20 protein-coding genes are annotated in these 21,246 nt (G+C 60.0%); 13 read left to right on the top strand and 7 right to left on the bottom strand.

Annotated elements, in window-relative coordinates; all coding sequences use genetic code 11:
* Positions 1-68 precede the first annotated feature (68 nt).
* The 3 genes from glcF to ACMX25_RS23885 are packed head-to-tail and all read right to left on the bottom strand — an operon-like array spanning position 69 to position 3,926.
* On the bottom strand, positions 69-1,310 hold the full coding sequence (gene glcF, locus ACMX25_RS23875) for a glycolate oxidase subunit GlcF (RefSeq protein ID WP_414952518.1): 1,242 nt from the start codon (positions 1,308-1,310) through the stop codon (positions 69-71).
* 4 nt (positions 1,311-1,314) lie between these two features.
* Entirely contained in the window at positions 1,315-2,451 is a 1,137-nt protein-coding gene (gene glcE, locus ACMX25_RS23880; RefSeq protein ID WP_414952519.1) for a glycolate oxidase subunit GlcE, read from the bottom strand.
* Positions 2,451-3,926, bottom strand: a complete 1,476-nt coding sequence (locus tag ACMX25_RS23885; RefSeq protein ID WP_414952520.1) for an FAD-linked oxidase C-terminal domain-containing protein — start codon at positions 3,924-3,926, stop codon at positions 2,451-2,453. Before ACMX25_RS23885 ends, glcE begins: the two co-directional genes overlap by 1 nt.
* 168 nt (positions 3,927-4,094) lie before the next feature.
* Between ACMX25_RS23885 and ACMX25_RS23890 the strand changes: the two genes are divergently transcribed.
* The 13 genes from ACMX25_RS23890 (at position 4,095) to oxlT (ending at position 17,109) form a co-directional block, all read left to right on the top strand.
* Positions 4,095-4,793, top strand: coding sequence for an alpha/beta fold hydrolase (locus ACMX25_RS23890; RefSeq protein WP_414952521.1), 699 nt, complete (start codon positions 4,095-4,097; stop codon positions 4,791-4,793).
* A gap of 18 nt (positions 4,794-4,811) precedes the next feature.
* Positions 4,812-6,080 carry an iron-containing alcohol dehydrogenase gene (locus tag ACMX25_RS23895; RefSeq protein WP_414952522.1) on the top strand — a complete coding sequence of 423 codons (1,269 nt, stop codon included), beginning with the start codon at positions 4,812-4,814 and terminating at the stop codon, positions 6,078-6,080.
* 57 nt (positions 6,081-6,137) lie between these two features.
* On the top strand, positions 6,138-6,947 hold the full coding sequence (locus tag ACMX25_RS23900) for a sterol desaturase family protein (RefSeq protein ID WP_414952523.1): 810 nt from the start codon (positions 6,138-6,140) through the stop codon (positions 6,945-6,947).
* A 175-nt stretch (positions 6,948-7,122) separates the two neighbouring features.
* Positions 7,123-8,505: an MFS transporter gene (locus ACMX25_RS23905; RefSeq protein WP_414952562.1), complete on the top strand. Its 1,383-nt coding sequence runs from the start codon at positions 7,123-7,125 to the stop codon at positions 8,503-8,505.
* An 82-nt stretch (positions 8,506-8,587) separates the two neighbouring features.
* Positions 8,588-9,337, top strand: coding sequence for a GntR family transcriptional regulator (locus ACMX25_RS23910; RefSeq protein WP_414952524.1), 750 nt, complete (start codon positions 8,588-8,590; stop codon positions 9,335-9,337).
* A gap of 27 nt (positions 9,338-9,364) precedes the next feature.
* The gene (locus ACMX25_RS23915) at positions 9,365-10,090 is read left to right on the top strand and encodes a GntR family transcriptional regulator (protein ID WP_414952525.1); all 726 of its coding nucleotides are present in this window, start codon (positions 9,365-9,367) and stop codon (positions 10,088-10,090) included.
* A gap of 169 nt (positions 10,091-10,259) precedes the next feature.
* Positions 10,260-11,912 carry a malonate decarboxylase subunit alpha gene (mdcA, locus tag ACMX25_RS23920; protein ID WP_414952526.1) on the top strand — a complete coding sequence of 551 codons (1,653 nt, stop codon included), beginning with the start codon at positions 10,260-10,262 and terminating at the stop codon, positions 11,910-11,912.
* A 30-nt stretch (positions 11,913-11,942) separates the two neighbouring features.
* A complete protein-coding gene (gene mdcC, locus ACMX25_RS23925) occupies positions 11,943-12,257 on the top strand; it encodes a malonate decarboxylase acyl carrier protein (protein ID WP_414952527.1) in 315 nt (104 codons plus the stop codon).
* Complete coding sequence (locus tag ACMX25_RS23930; RefSeq protein WP_414952528.1) at positions 12,254-13,186, top strand: biotin-independent malonate decarboxylase subunit beta; 933 nt, start codon at positions 12,254-12,256, stop codon at positions 13,184-13,186. The genes mdcC and ACMX25_RS23930 overlap by 4 nt, the downstream gene beginning before the upstream one ends.
* Positions 13,173-13,877 (top strand): biotin-independent malonate decarboxylase subunit gamma, encoded by a 705-nt coding sequence (locus tag ACMX25_RS23935; protein ID WP_414952529.1) that lies wholly within the window; start codon positions 13,173-13,175, stop codon positions 13,875-13,877. Before ACMX25_RS23930 ends, ACMX25_RS23935 begins: the two co-directional genes overlap by 14 nt.
* On the top strand, positions 13,874-14,764 hold the full coding sequence (gene mdcB, locus ACMX25_RS23940; RefSeq protein ID WP_414952530.1) for a triphosphoribosyl-dephospho-CoA synthase MdcB: 891 nt from the start codon (positions 13,874-13,876) through the stop codon (positions 14,762-14,764). Before ACMX25_RS23935 ends, mdcB begins: the two co-directional genes overlap by 4 nt.
* A gap of 4 nt (positions 14,765-14,768) precedes the next feature.
* Positions 14,769-15,692, top strand: coding sequence for an ACP S-malonyltransferase (locus ACMX25_RS23945; RefSeq protein WP_414952531.1), 924 nt, complete (start codon positions 14,769-14,771; stop codon positions 15,690-15,692).
* A gap of 70 nt (positions 15,693-15,762) precedes the next feature.
* Positions 15,763-17,109, top strand: a complete 1,347-nt coding sequence (gene oxlT / locus ACMX25_RS23950) for an oxalate/formate MFS antiporter (protein ID WP_414952532.1) — start codon at positions 15,763-15,765, stop codon at positions 17,107-17,109.
* Positions 17,110-17,138: 29 nt separating this feature from the next.
* On the opposite strand, the gene ACMX25_RS23955 is transcribed toward oxlT, so the two are convergent.
* From ACMX25_RS23955 to ACMX25_RS23970, 4 genes are read right to left on the bottom strand one after another with little or no spacing between them, the layout of a single operon-like run.
* The gene (locus ACMX25_RS23955) at positions 17,139-18,227 is read right to left on the bottom strand and encodes an ABC transporter ATP-binding protein (RefSeq protein WP_414952533.1); all 1,089 of its coding nucleotides are present in this window, start codon (positions 18,225-18,227) and stop codon (positions 17,139-17,141) included.
* A gap of 34 nt (positions 18,228-18,261) precedes the next feature.
* Positions 18,262-19,119 carry an ABC transporter permease gene (locus ACMX25_RS23960; protein ID WP_414952534.1) on the bottom strand — a complete coding sequence of 286 codons (858 nt, stop codon included), beginning with the start codon at positions 19,117-19,119 and terminating at the stop codon, positions 18,262-18,264.
* The gene (locus ACMX25_RS23965) at positions 19,116-20,036 is read right to left on the bottom strand and encodes an ABC transporter permease (RefSeq protein ID WP_414952535.1); all 921 of its coding nucleotides are present in this window, start codon (positions 20,034-20,036) and stop codon (positions 19,116-19,118) included. The genes ACMX25_RS23960 and ACMX25_RS23965 overlap by 4 nt, the downstream gene beginning before the upstream one ends.
* A gap of 5 nt (positions 20,037-20,041) precedes the next feature.
* On the bottom strand, positions 20,042-21,136 hold the full coding sequence (locus ACMX25_RS23970) for an extracellular solute-binding protein (protein ID WP_414952536.1): 1,095 nt from the start codon (positions 21,134-21,136) through the stop codon (positions 20,042-20,044).
* Positions 21,137-21,246: the final 110 nt, after the last annotated feature.

Below are 21,246 nucleotides of genomic sequence, written 5' to 3' on the forward strand. Positions count from 1 at the left end.
GAGTGATTCGGCCGGATCTCGCGCAATTCGGGGCTTGCGATCGGCTGCGCAGAGCGACGCACGGGAAGTTACTCGACCCACCGGGCTCGGGACAGCATATCGTCAAGCATTTCAATCCAATGCCGAACCGGAGTTTTCGATGCAGCGGCAAGATGGGAAATGCATCCAATGTTGGCAGAAACGATCAGTTCCGGTCCCGTCGCCTCGAGGGCAGCCACTTTGTCATTTCGTAGTTGCGAAGCCAGGGCGGGTTGCGAGATGGAGTAGGTCCCCGCGGAACCGCAGCAAAGATGCGCATCGGCAGGAACGCGTACGTCGATATCAAGCGAGCGCAGCAGGCCTTCCACAGCCCCCTTTATTTGCTGTCCGTGCTGCAGCGTGCAGGGCGGATGGAAGGTAACGCGGCGTCGTTCCGGTGAAGCGATCAAGGGCCGTAGCGTGTCCACATACCCTGGAAGCAGTTCAGCGAGATCTTTGGTAAGCGCGACGATCCGGTCGGCTTTTTCAGCATAGACCGGGTCGTCGCGCAACAGATGGCCGTATTCCTTCACCGTCGCACCGCAGCCGGACGCATTCATGACGATGGCTTCAATGCCCTGTTCGACGTAAGGCCACCACGCGTCAATGTTTCTGCGTATATCGTCAAGCCCGGAATCCGAATTGGAAAGATGCAGGCGTATGGCGCCGCAACAACCCGCGCTTGCCGGCGCGATCAGTTCTATGCCAAGCGCGTCGAGCACTCGACGGGTCGCAACATTGATGTTCGGGGACATCGCAGGTTGCACACAGCCCTCAAGAAAAAGCATTTTTCTTGCATGATGTCCGATCGGCGTGGGCCGTGGAACCTGACCGACAGGAATCTTTGCCTGAAGACTTGCACTCAAGAGCGGCCGGGCAAGGCGTCCAAGTTCCATGGCCGCAGCAAACAAACGACGCTCAGGTACGAAGTGAGCGAGCGAGTAGCGCAGCAAGCGCTCCTTCATGGGCCGCTCGACCTTGGTCTCGACGATACGCCGGCCGATATCGAGCAGGCGGCTGTACTGAACCCCCGATGGACACGTCGTTTCGCAGTTGCGGCATGTCAGACACCGGTCGAGATGCAATTGGGTCTTTCTCGTAACCGGTTGCCCTTCAACCATCTGCTTGATCAGGTAGATGCGCCCTCTGGGCCCATCGAGCTCGTCTCCGAGTAATTGATAGGTGGGGCAGGTGGCCGTGCAGAATCCGCAATGCACGCACTTCCCAATGATGGCCTGCGCATCGTCCCCGTCCCGTGTTCCAACCATGAAATCAGCCAGCTCGGTTTGCATACGATCACATCCCTACGAACATGCGTCCGTGGTTAAACACGCCCGCTGGATCAAACGCGGTCTTGAGACGTTTGTGAATTCCAGCCACGGGCGCGGACAGCGCGGTGAAAACATCGATACCGTTCTTCGCGTATCGAAACTGCGTTGCATGGCCGCCTGCAGCTACCGCGGCTTGACGCAAGGCGTCGTCATCGGCCGACGCAAAGAGCCAACGTTGGCTTCCGCCCCATTCGATGAGTTGGGAATCGGCATCGCGAAGTAAAGCGGGCTCGGTCGTGGAAGGAACGCAAAGCCGCCACAAAGCGGCGCCGGCCGGAGCCTTCTGGAAAAAAGCGGCGCTTTGTTCACGTAGCGATTGCCAGTACATTGCAGCCGCCGGATTTTGCATGGATTCACCGCCCAGGGTCGAGCAAGCTGTGCGCACTGCGGCCGTGGCTCCCTCCAGGCGAATCGTCAGCATTCCTGCGTGCCATGCACTGGCGGTGATGGGTAAAGGTTGACCAGCCCACTCGTTTAACTTGCGCACGGCGTTGCGTGCGCCCATCTCTTGTCTCAGCGTCGCGGATGCAGGAGGTATCGGCAATACCTTGACCGAGATGTCCAGCAACAAGCCCAATGTGCCCAACGATCCAGCCATCAGCCGGGCCACATCGTAGCCCGCCACATTTTTCATGACCTGACCGCCGAATTGGAGAAACTCCCCTCGACCGGTGAGAATCGACGCACCCAGGAGGAAGTCACGTATTGCACCAACACTCATGCGTCGGGGTCCGGAAAGACCGGTTGCAATACAGCCGCCGAAGGTGGCGCCCGGTCCGAAATGAGGCGGTTCGAAGGCCAGCATCTGCTGACGTGCCGAGAGCAACTGTTCAATTTCCGCGAGCGGTGTGCCGCTTCTTGCAGTAATGACAAGCTCCGCCGGGTCATACGCGACAACACCACGATACGCACGGGTATCGAGCACTTCTCCAGTAGTGGCCGCGCCATACCAGTCTTTCGAGCCTCCGCCGCGGATGCATAAGCGATGGCCGTGTGCATAAGCGTCTTCGATTTTCTCCCTGAACTGTTCCTGGACGCCTGCAACCGGGACGTTAAGCGTCTCCGTCTTCGTGATCTTCACATCTGCGGTCACATCGTTCATCAAAACCTCGGGATCTCGGGATGAGGCAACAGGCCACCGCGCACGTGCAGCCGGCCGTATTCCGCGCATCGGGCCCGGGTGGGGATGCCCTTATCCGGGTTAAGAAGCCGTTGCGGGTCGAAGGCGTGTTTGACGGCGAAAAACATATCGCGCTCGCCGTCGGAAAACTGGACGCACATTGAGTTGATTTTCTCCACGCCAATGCCATGCTCGCCCGTGACGGTGCCACCGAGTTCAACGCACGTCTCCAGAATGTCCGCGCCGAATTCCTCGGCGCGATGCCATTCATCGCGGTCATTGCCGTTGAACAAGATCAATGGATGCATGTTTCCGTCGCCCGCATGGAAGACGTTGATGCAACGCAGCTGGTAGCGCTTTTCCATCTCGCGGATACGCAGCAGGAGTGGGCCGATTGCGCGGCGAGGGACCGTACCGTCCATGCAGTAGTAATCAGGCGAAAGCCGTCCCGCGGCAGGAAATGCGTTCTTACGCCCGGACCAGAAGCGAAGCCTTTCTGCTTCCGAAGTCGAAATTTCGATACGCGTAGCACCTTGCGCCTCGAGCAGTGTGGTGAGCCGTTCGATCTCCTCGGCGACTTCCTCTGGCGTTCCGTCCGACTCGCAAAGGAGGATTGCGGCCGCGCTCGTGTCATAGCCGGCATGCACGAACTCCTCTACAGCTTGCGCCGCGGCGCGATCGAGCATCTCAAGTCCTGCCGGGATGATCCCGCTTGCAATGATCGCCGCCACAGCCGCTCCCCCAACTTCGACATCATCGAAACTCGCCATTACGACCTGCGCGACCTGAGGCTTCGGGATCAAGCGGACGGTCACCTCGGTCACGATCGCGAACATGCCTTCGCTGCCAATTAGTACTGCCAGCAAATCGAGGCCCGGGGCGTCGGGAGCATGAGAACCGAACTCACAGATTTCACCGTCCATCGTAACGGCGCGAACGCGCACTACGTTGTTGACGGTGAGGCCGTACTTCAGGCAATGCACCCCGCCCGAGTTCTCCGCGATGTTGCCGCCGATGGTGCACGCGATCTGCGATGACGGATCAGGAGCGTAATACAGCCCGAACGGTGACGCTGCTTCGGAAATCGCGAGATTGCGCACCCCGGGCTGCAGGGTGGCCGTGCGGGCGTAAGGATCGACATTAATGATCTTGCGCATGCGCGCAAGCGAGAGCACCACGCCTTCGCGAAGCGGCATCGCGCCGCCCGACAACCCGGTGCCCGCGCCACGTGGCACTACCGGAATGCCGTGGTGCGCACACAGCCTGAGGACGGCCTGAACATGCGCCTCCGACTCAGCCAATACGACTCCCAGCGGTAACTGCCTGTACGCGGCAAGACCGTCGCATTCGTAAGGCGCGACATCCTCCTTGTCCGTCAACAAAGTACAGCCAGGCATCTCGCGTCTCAATTCCCGCGCAAACGCGTCGATGCGTCGAGCCCGCCGGCCAAGCGCCATTGATTCGCTGTCGTCCGGCGAAATACTTCTGTCAGGTAGATACCCTGGATCCGCTATCAATGGGGCCGCCCCGTAAGGAAAAGTGCTTGATAAACAAATGTCGCTTGACGTGCATCATCGACATCAGTCTAATATGTTAGTGGGATATAAGCAATATATGGAGTGGATATGGACGTTGCAGCGGTGGGAGAAGGCGCCGCGATTGTCGTGGCCGTGCATGGCATTCAGGGAACGCGATCTGTCTGGATGCCGATCGCCCGGGAATTGCACCAGGAGGCGATGTTCGTATTGCCCAATCTGAGGGGCAGAGGCCAAGCTGCACGCGGCTTGTCGGCTGAAGACTACGGTCTCGGCGCATTTGCCGATGATCTTTCAGACGCGATCGATTCCGAAGTTCGGGGACGGCCTTACTGGTTAGCGGGCTGGAGCATGGGTGTATCGGTTGCGCTTGAATACCTGTCGCGCTCAACCATGCGGCCGCCGGAGGGTGTCATTCTGGTTTCCGGAACGGCCGCGATACGCGAGGTCCGCTGGTTCAGGGCAGAGGACGAAGAGTCGCTGCTACAAGAGATTGCAGCGCGGGAACAGCGCCTTGAGTTGAAGGAGGCAGCAGACCACGACGCGGTCGCGTGGACCTGGCAGGCGATTCGATCAACTGATCAACGAGCCATTCTCGAACGGCTTGATCTCCCGGCGCTGATTTTGCACGGCGCCCAGGACACCGACTGTCCGGGTTCATGCGCGGATTCGCTCGCTCAACACATCCACGGTGCTCAACGGCAGATGTTTATCGATGCCGGGCACACCTTGCCCGTCACACACGCCGACCTGGTCGCGAAAGCCATACGCCGCTTCGTTGACCATTAATTTCTCCACGGAGTTCATATGCGAACAGAAGACCTCATTCATTTTTGCCCGCCCGGAAGGTTGATTATCGGTGCTGGCTCACGCGCGCAGCTTCCAGCCCTGGTCGCCCACCTTGGATACTGCAAAGGCGTGCTTGTGACCGACAGGTTCTTTGTGAATTCCACCCCGTGGGTAGACGAGTACGTGAAATCGGCTTCCCTGCTCGGAATCGAAACGATCGTATTCGATGGAGGCGAGCCGGACCCTACCACCACACTCTGCGACAGCGCCACGCAGTCGGTGCGGAAAGCCTTGAAGGGCGCGGCGCCCGATCACGTCATCGCGCTGGGTGGCGGGAGCAACATCGACCTTGCCAAGGCGCTCTGCATCACCCTGCCATCCGGAAGACCGGTGCGGGACTTTGTCGGCGGCCTGAGCTCGGCGGACAAGCCGATTCCATTGATCGCGCTTCCTACGACCGCCGGTACCGGTTCGGAAGCGACTCCCGGTGCGATTTTGCTCGATCCGAACAACGCCACCAAGGTGGCCGTCATGGACAACTCGCTGCGTCCGCACATTGCCCTCATCGACCCCGAGCTTACGTACACCTGTCCACCGCGCGTGACCGCAGACGCAGGGATCGATGCCTTGACGCATGCGATCGAGTCATATCTGACGCTGGACTCCGCGCAATACGATCGAAACGGTCATCCTGATCCCGGATACAGCGGTCGCTCGTCTCTGACCATGCTGTTCGCGCGCGAAGCCATCTCGCTGTGCGCGCGATTCCTGAAACGTTGCTATGACCACGGCGATGACGTCGAAGCACGTACCGGCATGTGTTACGCGAGCATCTACGCAGCCTTGTCGTATGGAAGTGCCGGCCTGAATGCCGTGCACGGCATTGCTTACGCAGTTGCCGGCCTGACGCATCGCTCGCACGGCACCACGAATGCGGTGGTCCTCCCGTACGCGATGGAAGCGCTTGGTCCACATCGCTTAGTGGAGATGGCTGAGATCGCGCAGATCTTCGGTATCTCCGGCGAAAACCCCGAGGACACGTCGCGCGAGTTATGTGAATTTTTACGCGACCTCGTCGCCGACCTGGGTATCCCTACAAATCTCAGAGAACTTGGAGTCGGAGAGGGTTCACTCGATGCGCTGACCCGCGACGGACTCGCCGTGACGCGTCTTGCGAAGTCATTTCCGGTGCCCGATGTCGCCCAGGCGTACAGCCGGATTGTGCGAAACGCCTATCACGGCGATCTAGGGAAATTCCCTAGAAAAGCAGCTGATAAAACTACTTGATCCAATCTCATATTCAACTAATATATCAGTACCGGCTAACGCAACAGGAGACAAATCATGATGACCGAGCGACAACGAAAATTCCGTGAGAACTACAAGGCAAATATCAGTCCGATGTACAACGGGCTCCTGCACATTTCGGTGATGTATTTGACCGGCGCTGCGGCGATCTACTACTGCCTGTCGCATCTGAACGCGGCGCGGTGGGAGTGGCTTCTCGTTATCCCGATTTTTCTTGCAGGCAACTTTGTCGAATGGGGCATGCATCGCTTCGTGATGCATCGTCGCATTGACGTTTTTGCCCTGCGGGCGATCTACGAGCGGCACACTCGTGAGCATCACCAGTACTTCTCGGACATTGAACCGACGATTGATACGACGCGCGAGTTTCGCATCGTGTTTTTCCCGTGGCGCGTCCTGATCACGCTTGGTGTTGGAGGTACGATCCTGGGTTTCGCGGCTTCCCGTCTGATTGACCTGAACGCGGGATACATCGTCTTTCTGACCATGGTCGGGCAGTATCTGGTGTATGAGACGTTCCACTACTGCTGTCACGTTCACGAGAACTGGTTCGTCCGGAATATGCCGTTTATCAACACGATCCGGCGCCACCATACTGCGCACCACAATATGGGGATCATGATGAAGTACAACATGAACCTCACCTTTCCCATTGCTGATTGGGTGCTGGGCTCAAGCGACTTGCGTCGCGGTTTGCTTGGGACGCTTTTCAATGGCTATAGCGACAAACACGTCAAGGCAGAGCTGCGGCCAGTGATTGCCAAATTCAGAAATGACCACTCGCGTGTGACGCTCGACGGTCCTGATCTCTCCGAAAACGAACGTCAAGTCATGACAGCAATTTGAATAAGCGGCCTCGGTAAGCGGACTCGTTTGCGGGGCCGCCTGTAGTACCTGCATCAACCGCTGAATGACCCTCGCTCGATAATGCGCGATTGGAAGCGGATGGCCAAATTATAAGTATAACGAATCAATTGATTCCACAAAAACCTGCTCGACAGGCTGGAGAGAGACAATGGAAATGCATAACCCTGCCGTAGTCAACGTGAGAGACGGCGTAGCCGCGCGGCTGGAAAGGTTGCCCCTCACGCAATATCAGAAGTTGATTTTCACTGTTATTGCGACCGCGTGGCTGTTCGATTCAATGGATCTCGGCATCATGACGTTCGTGCTGGGCTCGATCAAGGCGGAGTTCGGCCTGAGTGCGACACAGGCCGGGATGCTCGCCAGTTCCAGCTTCCTTGGCATGCTGATCGGCGCGGCGATCGCGGGTATGCTGGCGGACCGGTTCGGGCGCAAGCCGGTGTTCCAGGTCAGCATGATATTTTGGGGAGTAGGGAGTCTGCTGTGTGGCTTCGCACCAAGCGTCGGATGGCTGATGGTGTTCCGGGTACTGCTTGGATTCGGAATGGGAATGGAGTTTCCGATCGGTCTGTCGATTGTCTCGGAAATTGTCCCAGCCAAAAATCGCGGCAGGTATCTCGCTGTCCTCGAAGGGTTTTGGCCGATCGGGTTCATCACCGCAGGCATTGCCACTTATTTCCTGCTGCCCATGATTGGCTGGCGAGGCATCTTCATCGCGCTTGCCGTACCGGCGGTCTTCGTCTTCGTTGTCCGGCGTTATGTGCCGGAATCGCCGCGTTGGCTGGAAAGCGCGGGCCGGGTGGTGGAGGCCGATTCGGTGGTTGCAGGTATCGAGGCGAGTGTGAGGAAATGCTTGCGCGGAAGGAATCTGCCACCTGTTGCGCCCGTGTCGTCTGCAACTGTCTCCGAAGTTCCCCGTGCGGCACGATTCGTACAACTATGGACTGATGGATATGCACGCCGCACCGTCATGACGTGGTCCCTGTGGTTTTTTGCGCTCCTCGGGTACTACGGCCTGACAACGTGGCTAGGCGCGCTGCTTCAGAGTGCAGGTTATGAAGTGACCAAGTCGGTGTTCTATACGATCATCATCTCCCTCGCAGGCATTCCTGGATTCATGTTTGCCGCGTGGCTACTGGAGGCGTGGGGCCGCAAACCGACGTGTGCGCTCACGTTATTAGGCAGCGCGGCGTTTGCGTATCTGTACGGGCAGGCGGCGGCCACGCATGCGCCGTTGATTCAGTTGATCGGCGCCGGCCTATGCATGCAGTTCTTCTTTTTCGGAATGTGGTCGGTGCTTTACGCCTACACACCGGAACTGTATCCAACGCGCATTCGGGCGACCGGATCTGGCTTTGCATCTTCGATCGGGCGCCTTGGCTCTTTGCTGGGCCCGTCCATCGTTGGAATGGTCTTGCCTTATACGGGTCAATCAGGTGTTTTCACCCTCGGTGCAATATCTTTCGTGATCGCGGCAGCCGTCGTGGTGATCCTGGGCGTGGAGACCAAAGGGCGGCCGCTCGAGGCTCTTTCGCAATAGCCGCATGCTCGCCACGCAAGAACACTGCGAAGCAACTGCTATACAATGCGGATATCTGATGAACGCATCTGCAGGTGTACCCATGGCTGAACAAATCGTTGCCCGAAAGGCCGCCGCTCAACCGAAAACGCTGCGTGCGCGGCCGTCGACGCCCGCACGCGCGCCCAAAGCGGGCAACAAGCGGCCCGGTGCCAAAGAGAGCTTGACTGAACAGGCTTATGCACAGATCGAGGAGGCCATAGTGACGCTGCAGCTTGCGCCGGGCTCTACGGTCTCCGAGCTCTCGCTCAGTGAAATGACGGGTATCGGCCGCACGCCAATTCGCGAGGCGATTCAGCGCCTGGCTCGGGAGCACCTGATCGTGATCATGCCCCAGCGCGGCCTGCTGGTTCCCGAGATAGACGTGAAAAAGCAGCTCAAGCTGCTCAGAACGCGCAGGGAAGTCGAGCGCTTGATTTGTCGAAGCGCTGCCAAGAGCGCCACGCCCCAGGAGCGCGACGTTTTCGCGCAATTGGCGGAAGAGTTCGAGGAAGCGTCGAAGGCGAATGATGATGTCAGCTTCGTGCGACTCGATCGCGAATTCAATGAGCTATGCTTGATCGCCGCGCGAAATGAATTCGCCGAGGCCGCAATGCGCCTGATGCACGGCTTGGCTAGACGGTTCTGGTATGTGCATTACAGAGAAGCGGCCGATCTTCCCGAGATGGCGCGTCTTCATGGCGCGGTTGCCAAGGCGATAGCCGAAGGCAACGTCGATGCGGCCGGGGACACACTCGACGCCTTGCTCGACAACATCGAGGCCTTTACGCGCGCGACGCTCGTGGAGTTTTAACGTTCGGTTGCCCTTCCGAGCCTCATCATGTTTAGGCGCCAGCTTGCCCCTATGCGCGATCCGTCGGTCGGTGATCGAGTGACGGTTCGCTCTGATGCCTCGCTCAGCCAGAGCGCGTATGAGTTGCTCGAAGAGGCCATCGTCACACAACAGGTTGCGCCCGGTTCGAGCGTCTCCGAGGCACAGTTAAGTGAATTGATCGGCATGAGTCGCATGCCGACCCGGGAAGCTGTGCGCCGTCTCGCGCGTGAAAACCTTCTCGAAGTGCGACCCAAGTGCGGCATTACTATCCGGCTCATCGACCCGAACGTACAGTTGCGGCTTCTCGAGACGCGCCGTGAGGTTGAGCGCCTGATGGTGCGACTCATCGCACGAGAATGTGATGCAGCTGCAAAAGCCACGCTGCGGGCGTTGTCCGCCGACTTTGAGACCGCCGCTATACGTTCGGACGTCTTGCTTTTCGTTCATGCAGACAAGTCGTTTAACGAACTCTGTCTTTCCATCTGTGGAAATGAATTCGTTGTAGGCGCGATGCGGCTCATGCAGGGGCCGTCGCGCCGTTTCTGGTTCCAGCGCTCGCGAGACGCTGAGATTCTGGTTGAATCCGCCACGTTGCATGCGGCCCTTGCCGCGGCCATTGCAAGTGGTGACCCCGACGCCGCCGCTCACGCCAGTGATCGCTTGCTTGATAGCGCAGAGCGCTTCGCTCGACGCGCGATTGAAGAAACCGGCGACGCGCTTTCTGTCCGCTAATCAGTCTCCTTTGTGCTTCCAATTCTAGGGTAAACATCGTTTGACCGACGATGTGACTTAGGTAGACTCGTTACTGATAAATATCAGTAACATATAAGTTGCTTAGCAGATGTGTGGCTGATTTTGCACAGCCGGTTGCAGACGGAATGCCAAAACCAAGGAAAAAGTCATGAAGCGGGATGTCCAAGGGCAGTGGAACCGGCTGGCTCTGAGCAAGTCGGCACGGCTCGAACGCGCCAGCACAGTCGTTGACGGGAAGCTGGTCGCGCCGGAGGCAATGGTGCGGCTCCTTGAGGCAGTGCTGGAACCTGAAGACCGGGTTTGCATTGAAGGCGACAATCAAAAGCACGCGGATTTTCTCTCGGCTTGCCTTGCAAAGGTGAATCCAGAAATCGTCCATGACCTCCACATCGTGCAGTCGAACATCGCGCTGCCACAGCACCTGGACGTGTTCGAGAAGGGCATCGCACGCAAGCTCGATTTCTCCTACTCGGGACCGCAAGGCGTGCGCATGGCGAACCTCGTGGAGCAGGGGAAGATCAAGATCGGCGCGATCCATACCTATCTCGAACTGTATGGCCGCTACTTTTGTGATCTGACGCCGCGTGTGAGTTTTATCGCTGCGCAGAGCGCCGATCGTCACGGCAACCTGTACACAGGACCCAACACGGAAGACACGCCGGCCATCGTTGAAGCAACGGCATTCAAGAACGGCATTGTCATTGCACAGGTCAACGAAATGGTCGACACGCTTCCGCGCGTCGATGTTCCAGCGGACTGGGTGAACTTCGTGGTGCGCTCGCCGAAGGCGCATTACATCGAACCCATCTTTACGCGGGATCCGGCCGCGATCACCGAGATCCAGATCCTGATGGCGATGATGGTCATCAAGGGCATCTACGCGCAGTACGGTGTGACCAGGCTGAACCACGGCATTGGCTTCGACACGGCTGCCATTGAGCTTCTTCTGCCTACCTATGCCGAGAGCCTTGGACTGCGCGGCAAGATTTGCAACTACATGTCGGTCAATCCATGCCCGACGTTGATTCCGGCGATTGAATCGGGCTTTATCCAGTCAATCCATTCGGCGGGCTCCGAACTGGGTATGGAAAACTATGTGGCTGCGCGACCGGATATTTTTTACACGGGTCCCGACGGAAGCTTGCGTTCGAATCGCATCTTCTGTCAGCTGGCGGGTCACTATTCCGACCTGTTCATCGGCTCTACGTTGCAGATAGATCTTCAAGGAAACAGTTCGACGGCGACCAAGAGCCGGATGACGGGCTTTGGCGGTGCACCGAATTTCGGCTGTGATTCCCGGGCCCGTCGTCATACCAGCGAAGCGTGGCTCAAGGCTGGCCGTGAAGCTTCCCGCGCGGGCGCCATGCCGCGCGGGCGCAAGCTGGTCGTGCAGATCGTCGAGACGTTTGGGGAGAAGATGCAGCCGACCTTCGTCGAGCGGCTCGACGCATGGGACCTGATGGATCGTTTCGGTATGGAACTGCCGCCTGTCATGGTCTATGGCGACGATGTCACGCACCTCGTGACCGAGGAAGGTATTGCCAACCTGTTGCTGTGTCGCAGCCCTCAAGAGCGCGAGCAAGCCATCCGTGGCGTAAGCGGCTTTACGCCGGTGGGTCTGGGCCGTGATCGTCAGGCAGTCGAGAACCTGCGGGATCGCGGCGTCATCCGGCGACCCGAGGACCTTGGCGTCAATCCGCTGCACGCAACGCGTGACCTCCTCGCGGCACGCTCGATCAAGGATCTCGTGCAATGGTCGAACGGGCTGTACGACCCGCCACGGCGCTTTCGAAACTGGTAAGCAGTCCGGAAAAACTATTGGAGTATCGAAATGGAGCAGTTGCGATTTGCTTATGACGGTCTGACGGCGAGCAACAGCGGCGCCTATGCCATTGCCGGGGTGGTGGCGTCGGGCGATCTGGAAGTCCTTGTGGAGCGTGAAGAGCTCGGCGGACGATGTGAGGTCATCATTCGCACGTCCGTTCAGGGCTTTGAGAAGACCTGGAGCGCCGTGGCGCAGAGCTTCGTCTCCGCCCGGGCGCTGGCCAACACGCGCATCACGATCAACGACAGCGGCGCGACGCCGGCGGTGGTGAACCTGCGACTCGCTCAGGCGGCGCGAACACTTGACGAGGGGAACGCATGAATGCCGACGACCTGTTCGCCGCCAGCGCATTGCGGCGGAGCTATCTCGAGTCGACGGCGCGGGCGCGCGCGCATGGCATGTGCGACGACGACAGTTTCATCGAATGGCTCGACCCGCGGGCGCGCCTGACAAGCCCGCATCTGGAGGCGCTCGATGTGCCGGTGTCTTTCGATGACGGCATTGTTATTGGAGAAGGGCGGCTGAAGGGCGAGCGGATCTTTGTCGCGGCACAGGAAGGGCGTTTCATGGGCGGCGCCGTCGGCGAGATTCATGGTGCGAAGCTGACGGGGATGCTCAAGCGTGCCGCGCTGGAAAAGCCTGCGGCGGTGCTGCTCCTGCTTGAAACAGGCGGCGTGCGGCTGCACGAAGCGAATGCCGGGCTTGTCGCGATTTCGGAAATCCAGCGCGCAGTGTTCGACGCGCGCCATGCCAGGGTTCCGGTAGTCGTGCTGATCGGCGGCGGTAACGGCTGCTATGGCGGCATGGGCATCGTCGCTCCCTGCTGTGATGCCATCATCATGAGCGAACTGGCCCGTTTGTCAGTGTCGGGGCCCGAAGTCATCGAAACAGCGCGGGGCGTGGAAGAGTTCGACGCGAAGGACCGCGCGCTGGTGTGGCGCACGATGGGAGGAAAGCACCGCTACCTGCTTGGCGAGATCGATCGGCTTGTCGACGACGATCTCCCTTCGTTCAAGGAAGCGGCGGCGGCATTCCTGCGGCGCCCCGTCGCGTTCGATCTTGACGCGGTCGTCGCGGAGCATGCGCGGTTGATCGAGCGCATCGAGCGATTTGGCGAATGCGAGGACGCGGTCGATATCTGGGCCGCGCTCGGTGTTGCGAACCCGGAAATGATTCCCTCACTCGAGCTCGAACAGTTCCAGGAAGCCGTTGCGCAATCACGCACTGGGAGCGCTCATGAAATTAGCTGACCTGTTGAACGCGCTTTTCCCCGCAGGACACGATGTGACGGTCAACGCGGATGTCGTCCAGGGCCTTGGCCGGTTGGACGGGCGAGACATCGCATTGATCGGTACGACCGGACACGCCGCGATTGGCGTGGAGACCGCGTTGAAGCTTGCCGCTCACGTGCTGCGTGTGATTCAGGAAAAGCCGGGCATGCCCATTCTCTTGCTCGTCGACAACGCTGGACAGCGCCTGTCGCGTCGGGACGAGTTGCTCGCGAACAATGGCTATCTCGCGCATCTCGCCAAATGCCTTGAGGTAGCGCGAGCGCGCGGTCATCAGGTGTTGAGCCTTGTCTACGATCAGGCGATTTCAGGTGGATTCCTGGCGGCCGGAATGATTGCCGACCGGACATACGCGTTACCTGAGGCGCTGATCTACGTGATGAACCTTCCCGCCATGAGCCGCATTACCCAGATTCCGCTGGAACGTTTGGAATCCTTGTGCACGACGTCGGCGGTCTTCGCGCCCGGTGTGCCGAGCTTCTTCAAGCTTGGCATTGTCGAAGGCGTTTGGGAGGGCGATTTGTCGGGCTCGCTTCGTGAAGCACTCATGGATCACTCCAAGGAGGATTTGAGGAGTGAAACCGGGTTCGCCCGCGGCGGCCGCACGCTCGCGGCGGGTGTGGCGAGACGAGTGCAGGAAGGACGCACATGAATCCTGCAGCCTCCATGTTGTCGAGATCGCCTGCGCGCCGGTTCACGCGGGTGCGTCAAGCCGGCGATGCCTTCGCGTGCGAAGTCGCGCGCGCTGCGATTCACGCGCTCTATGAGGAGGTCATGATCGGTCCCAAGCCGGGACTCGTCACGCGTATCGACAATGGCAGTCATCGCGACATGAATGCTTCGACCTTCGTACGCAGCCTGTTCTCGCTGCGGCACTATTTTGCGGATGTGACGAGCTGCGGCCAACAGCACGCGTCATTCCCTGTCTTGCAGAATTTCGGCGTGGCCGCCGAGCACCGGATGCTGAAAGCGACGCGCGGTGTCAACACGCATCGCGGGGCCATTTTCAGTCTCGGCTTGCTGGCGGCAGCGGCAGGCAGGCTTTATGCCGAAGGCACGGGTCTCGACGTGCAGGCGCTCTGCAATGTGATCAGCCGCTCCTACGGCGCCGATATTCTCGCGAGCGCGAATGTTGCGCCGCCGAGCCACGGAAAGCGGGCGGCGGCTCAATACGGTATCGAAGGCGCCCGGGAGGTGGCTGCGGGGGGTTACCAAATATTGGTTCGGATAGCTGTGCCAACTTTCGAGGAGTCCCTCGCGTCCGGCTGTCCGCGTTCTGTCGCCGCCGTACAGTCACTCTTCGCAGTGATGGCCGTGTTTGACGACACCAACGTGTTTCATCGAGGCGGCCGTGAAGGCATCGACTGCGTCAAGCGCATGAGCCGTGCGTTTCTGGACGAAGCCGGCGTATTTTCGCCTCATTGGCATCAGCACGCCATGGCGATCCACGCAAGATTTGTTGAGCGCAATCTAAGCCCGGGGGGCGCCGCCGACATCCTCGCCGCCACGCTCTTTGTGCACGCGTTACGGGGGCTTTGACGTCATGGGCCTCGCTATCCTCTGTTCCGGACAAGGTGCACAGCATCCTGGCATGCTTGCGGCCTTCCGGGCGGAGACGCTCGCACGGGATGTCATCGACGAAGCCAGCGAGTTCATGGATATGGACCTCTGGGACCTGGATACGCAGCCCGCGAGCGAACGGCTTTTCCAGAATGCGCTGGCGCAACCGCTCATATGCGCGGCGGCGCTCGCCGCCTGGCGAGGACTTTCGACTCGCGTGCCGGAGCCGGTATTGTGCGCGGGTTACAGCATTGGCGAGCTGGCGGCCTACGGTTGCTCTGGCGCATTGTCGGTTGCCGAAACGATCGGGCTTGCCCGCGCGCGCGCCGTTTTGATGAACGGCTGCAAGGACGCGTGCGGCGGCATGTTGGCGGTACGAGGGCTCCTTGAATCGCAACTGGGCAGAATTTGTAGCCGCTTCGGCGCCGAGATCGCGATTGAGAATGGCGAGGATCATTTCGTCATCGGAGGCTCCCGTGCAGCACTCGGACAGATCGCCTTGCTCGCGGCCCAAGAGGGTGCGAACACCGTCCGCATGCTGCAAGTTTCAGTCAGTTCGCACACGTCCGTCATGGAGCCCGCCGCGGCCGCGTTCAAGGAGCGATTGCGCGGCGTTGATGCGAAGGCTCCAGCATTTCCGGTGATCGCGGGTGTCAGCGGCGCGGCAGTGACCAGTTGGGCTGCAGCGGTTGACTCTCTGGCCGATCAACTGAGCCGGCCGATCCGCTGGAGCATGTGCATGGAAGCCGCGGTCGAACGGGGTGCGACCGTGTTTCTCGAGCTAGGCCCCGGTGCGTCGCTGGTGCGCATGCTGCAAGAAAGCCATCCTGACCTTGACGCACGATCACTCAGTGATTTCCGCTCAATTGACGGTGCAGTGCGCTGGGTCGAACGGGCTCTGTCCTGATTTGTCGTCTGCATTCATGCCGGGCGGCCACTGTGGTACTTCGCAAAACTAAGTATGAGAGGAGACACTCATGTATCAAGCGAAGCTTCAAGAGCCCAAGGTGGCGCATGCCAGAACCCGGTGGCTGCAATTGCTGATTGGCGTACTTTGCATGGGCCTCATCGCCAACCTGCAATACAGCTGGACCCTTTTCGTCAGGCCGATGCACAACACGATGGGTTGGCCCGAACATAGCATCCAGATAGCGTTCACTATTTTCATCATCGTCGAAACCTGGCTTGGGCCGGTCGAGGGAATGTTGGTGGACAGATATGGGCCTCGTCCCGTGGTCGCGGGCGGAGCGATATTGATCTTTATCGCCTGGACGATGAACGCGTATGCCAATTCTCTGCCAATACTTTATATAGCCGCCGTAATCTCGGGTGTGGGTGCGGGATCCGTGTATGGCACGTGTGTCGGCAACGCATTGAAGTGGTTCCCTGAAAAGCGTGGTTTTGCGTCGGGACTCACCGCGACCGGGTTCGGAGTGGGGGCTGCGCTGACGGTGATTCCGATCGCCAACGCAATCAAGGCGCACGGTTACCAGAGTGCGTTCCTGACTTTTGCCGCGATCCTGGGCGGGTCGATTTTGGTCCTGTCCATGTTCCTGGTGCGGCCCGCGCCGCCTAGGCGCGGCAAAGCGGCGCCCAGCCGTTTCGTGGAAACTCGACACGATTTCACCACTGGCCAGATGCTGAGAACGCCGGTGTTCTGGTTGATGTATGTGATTTTTGCCGCAGTCAGTACGGGGGGGTTGATTGCAACGGCGCAACTGGGATCCATCGCGCGCGATTTCGGCATCGCGAGAGTACCCATCGCCATTCTTGGCACGACGATTCCTTTGCTCACGCTGACGCTTTCCATCGACAACCTCGTCAACGGTCTTACGCGTCCCCTTGGCGGATTTCTTTCAGATCGATTCGGGCGAGAGAACGTGATGCTCGCCATCTTTCTTGGCGTAGGCGTCGCACTTCTCGGGCTCGCGCAGTTTGGACATTCTCCGCTTGCTTTCTTGATCTTTGGGCCGCTGATCTTCCTCTGTTGGGGAGAGACCTATGCGATCTCATCAGCACTCGCTGGCGATACCTTCGGCAACGCCCATGTCACGGCGAACGCTGGAGCCTTATACACGACGAAGGGCGTTGCTGCACTGTTGGTACCGCTCGGCAGCGTGATCAAGGAAATGACCGGCGACTGGACAACGGTTCTCCTTTGCTGTGCGGCGGTAAGCATAGTGGCCGCGCTCGCATCGAAATGGCTACTGAGTCCTATGCGGCGCTCGTTTATCGAGCGTAGTAATTTGCTCGACGATCCGGGCCAGAAAGTTGACGACCCGCAATACGCAGACCAATCGGCCCGTGTGGACGCGGCGCATTAAATTTGGTGCCAACGGATTGCAAAAAAGACCTAAGCGGGAGACCTCATGACCATCGGCCTTGCGGCAATCAGCTTGCACGCATGCGCGGGCAATTCAGCCACTACGGGCATGCCAAGCGTGAGGCCGGGCGTTTCGCGCTGCGTCGTGGCGGCGGTTAATGTGAAACCTGCGCAGTCAATAGTCGCTTCCAGCGTCGCGCCGACATCACGGATAAACGTAACCGTACCTGAAAGATAGTTAGGACCGCTAGTGGTCGAGACATGCTTCACGCAAACATCTTCGGGACGAATCAGCAGGCGGATGTCGGCCGCAGAATCGGGCACCCATGCGCCATCAGCCACGACAATCGCCTGGCCGCCCGGCAGCCTCACGCCGCCGCGACCATCCTGCGTAACCGGCAGGATATTGCCGAGCCCGATGAAGTCCGCAACGAATTCACTGACCGGGTTGCGGTAGATATCGAGCGGCTTGCCGACCTGTGCAATGCGGCCTTTTTCCATCACGACAATTTCATCGGCCATCGTCATTGCTTCGCGCTGGTCGTGCGTAACCATGATCGTCGTGATGCCGAGGCGCTTCTGCAGCAAGCGGATTTCGACCTGCATCGATTCACGCAGCTTGGCGTCAAGCGCAGAGAGCGGCTCGTCGAGCAGCAACAGTTTCGGCGACGACGCTATCGCACGCGCGATCGCCACGCGTTGACGCTGCCCCCCGGACAGTTGCGTGACCGGCCGGTTCGCCATGTGCGGCAGCTGGATCAGTTCGAGCAGTTCGGCCACGCGTTCCCCTTGCGCAGCCTTGCCCATTTTTCGCAGCCGCAACGGGTACGCGATATTTTCAGCGACGCTCATGTGCGGAAACAGCGCCAGCGACTGGAACACCATGCCGAAGTCGCGCTGGTTGGCCGGCAAATGAGTGATATCGCGGCCGGCGAAAGTCACGCTGCCGGAACTCGGTGTTTCAAGCCCCGCAATCATGCGCAGCAAGGTCGTCTTGCCGCAACCGGACGGCCCGAGAAAGCAGACCAGCTTGCCGTCCGGAACGCTCAGGTCGACGTGGTCGACGGCGTACGCGGCGTTGAAGCGCTTGGTCACGGCCTGGAGTGTCAGATGAGTCATGAGGATTCCTTGGATGCTTGCGTACCTGGAGCGCTCATAGCGCAACACCTTCGTCGCCGATCAATTTTTCAAGCAGCCATATCAGCGCAAAGTCGATGGCAACAATAAACACCGCGAACGAAAACACGGTCGGGTCGAGCGACGACACCGTGCGGCTGTAGAGCCATACCGGCAATGTCATGGTGTTGATGCCGTACAAAAAGAACGTCACCGTGAACTCGTTGAACGAGATGATGAACGCGAACAGCATGCCGGCCAGGATGCCGGGGCGCATCAGCGGCAATACCACGTCGAACATCGCGCGGCGCGGGCTCGCACCCATCACGCAGGCGGCTTCCTCGAACTCCGGACCAATCGATGCCGCCGACGCCGCGCAGTTCTTCACCGTAAACGGCAGCGCGAGAATCACGTGCGCAATGATGAGCCGGAACACGCCGAGTTCAACGGGCAACACGTTGAAGACCAGCAGCAGCGACAGCCCGAGCATCACCAGCGGATAGACGAGCGGCAGCGCCACGAGCTGTTCGACGGCCGACTTGCCTCGAAAGCGGTATCGGCTTAACGCATACGCGGCGGGCACCGAGACGAGCGTCGCAATGACCATCGTCGATACGGCGACGATCAGGCTCGTCGTCAGCGCGGTGCCCATGGAAAGCACGTCGCTTGCATCGGGCGCGACGACACTGTGCCATGCCGCGCGATACCACTGGAGGCTGTAGCCGGGCGGCGGAAATTCCAGCGTGTCCGAGGCGCTGAACGACATCAGGATCATCGTGAGGATGGGCAGCGCGGCAAGGAACAGCACGATGGCCGCGAGCAGCGCCGCGGGCCTGCCAAGCCGGCCCGGCATGGTTGCGGGCAGGAGCCGCGCACGATTGACTGGAGTGCTCATGCGGACGGCTCCTTGAGACGTTGGGTGCGGCGCACGAGGCTCTGCGAGATCGCCATGACGGCGAGCGTGGCGACCATCAGCACGACGCCGGAGGCAGAGGCCGCCGGCCAGTTCAAGAGCGGCGAGACTTCGTCGTGCACCAGCACGGCGAGCATCGGCACGCGCCGTCCGCCCAGCAACAGCGGCACTGCGAACGCGCTGGCGTTGTAAGCGAACACGAGCAGGGCGCCTGAAACCAGCCCGGGCATCGCAAGCGGCAGCATGATGTGGCGCAGCGTCTGCCAGCGCGTGGCGCCGAGCGTGGCGGCGGCTTCCTCGTACGAGAGCGAGACGGCGCGCATTGCGCTCGACAGCGGCAGCACGGCGAGCGGAAACGCGGTCTGGATCAACCCAAGCAGCACACCATGCTCGCGATAAAGCCATTGCATCGGACGCTGGATCACGCCGCTAGCGAGCAATGCGTGATTGAGCAATCCAGCCGGGCCGAGGATCACGAGCCAGCCATAGCCTTGCAGCAGCAGATTGACGAGCAACGGCAACAGCACGCCCGCCAGCAGCAAGCGCCGGGCGAGCCGCGACTCTGTGCGCGCCATGGCAAGCGCGACCGGGATCGCCAGCAGCACCGCACACACCATGCTTTGGAACGCGAGGCGCAGTGTCAGCCACAGCGCCTTCAGGAAATACGAATCGGCGAGGTTCGCGTAGTTCTGCACCGTGAACCCGTGCCACTCGTCACCCTGTGTACCGAAGCTCATGCGCAGGACCACGAGGGCCGCCGCCGCGAGCACCGCGAGAAACGCGAGGATCGGGGCGAGCGGCAGCCACGGCCGCGCGCGGGCGAGCGCGGCTTCGGATCCGGGGGCAACCGGCTGGTCCGGGGCCCCGGGGCCGGCGCGCTGCGTAGAAAGCTCGGCCATCGTGGTCACGCCGAAAATATCTCGGTGTAGCGCTTGATCCACGCAGCCTGTACAACAGCAAGTGATTTGTCGTCGTGCAGGACGGATTTCTCCGCAATCTGCTTCGGGCTCGGCACGAACCGCAGGCTCTCGGTGGGAATGACCGCCTTCGAATTTACCGGGCCGTTCAGCACGTCGGCGGCCATCTTGCCTTGCACGCCGGCATCGAGCGAATGATTGATGAACGCGTGAATCAGGTCGAGATCGCCGGGATGCGATTTTGGAATCACCGTGAACATCAACTGCGTCGCGAAGCCTTCCTTCATGCCGTACGTCACGCCCATCTTGTATTCGGGCTTCCTGATCTGATCGGGAAAAAACGCGGGAGAATAAATGCCGCCAATGTCGAGCGAGCCCGTGCGAAACAGGTCGGCGACCTGGTTCGGATTCTCGCCGAGCGTCATCACCCGGTCCTTCAATTCCGCGAGCTTCTTGAAACCTGGATCGATATTCTGCTGCGAACCGCCCGACATTTTTGCGGCGATGATCGCCAGATCGACCGCCTCTGCAAACTCGGGTGGCGGCAGGAACAGGCGGCCGGCGTACTTCGGATCCCACAGCGCTTCATACGACGACGGCGGCGTCTTGATGGTCGACGTGTTGTAAATCAGGCCGTCGGACCACAACAGGTAGCCGACACCAAAACCGTCCGCGCCGGTTCTATACCGCGCCTCCACTTCTTTGAGATTTGGCAGCTTGTCGAGGTCGGGCTTGATGAGCAGGCCCGCATCGCCGAGACCTGAGGCGCCCACGCCCGCGAGCGTGATGACGTCGTAGGTGGGACGGTCGCCCGCGGCTTTCACCTTGGCGACCATGCCGGAAGTACCGTCAGCGCGATCCGCGATCACCTTCGCGCCGGTTTTTGCTGAGAAGGTCGCAGCGATGTTGTGCAGTGCGGCAGTGCCTGTATCGTCTGACCAGGTCAGGAGGCGTAGCGTCTTGCCGGAGAAGTTGTGTTCCTGAGCCCTGAGATTGAGGAACGGAGCCGGCAATGCGGACGCTGCGAGCGCTGCGCCGATCGTCTTGACGGCTTGCCGCCGTCCTGTGCTGAATTTTTTCATCGCCGACTCCGTGGATATTAAGTGAGATGTCCGACCTATGCGCCGGGCGAACGGTCGTACCCGTCCGGCTTTGTCCGCGCACGAAAATCTTAGGAGCGCAAAATGGCCAT

The organism is Caballeronia eucalypticola (genome assembly GCF_047608185.1).
Classification (GTDB): domain Bacteria; phylum Pseudomonadota; class Gammaproteobacteria; order Burkholderiales; family Burkholderiaceae; genus Caballeronia.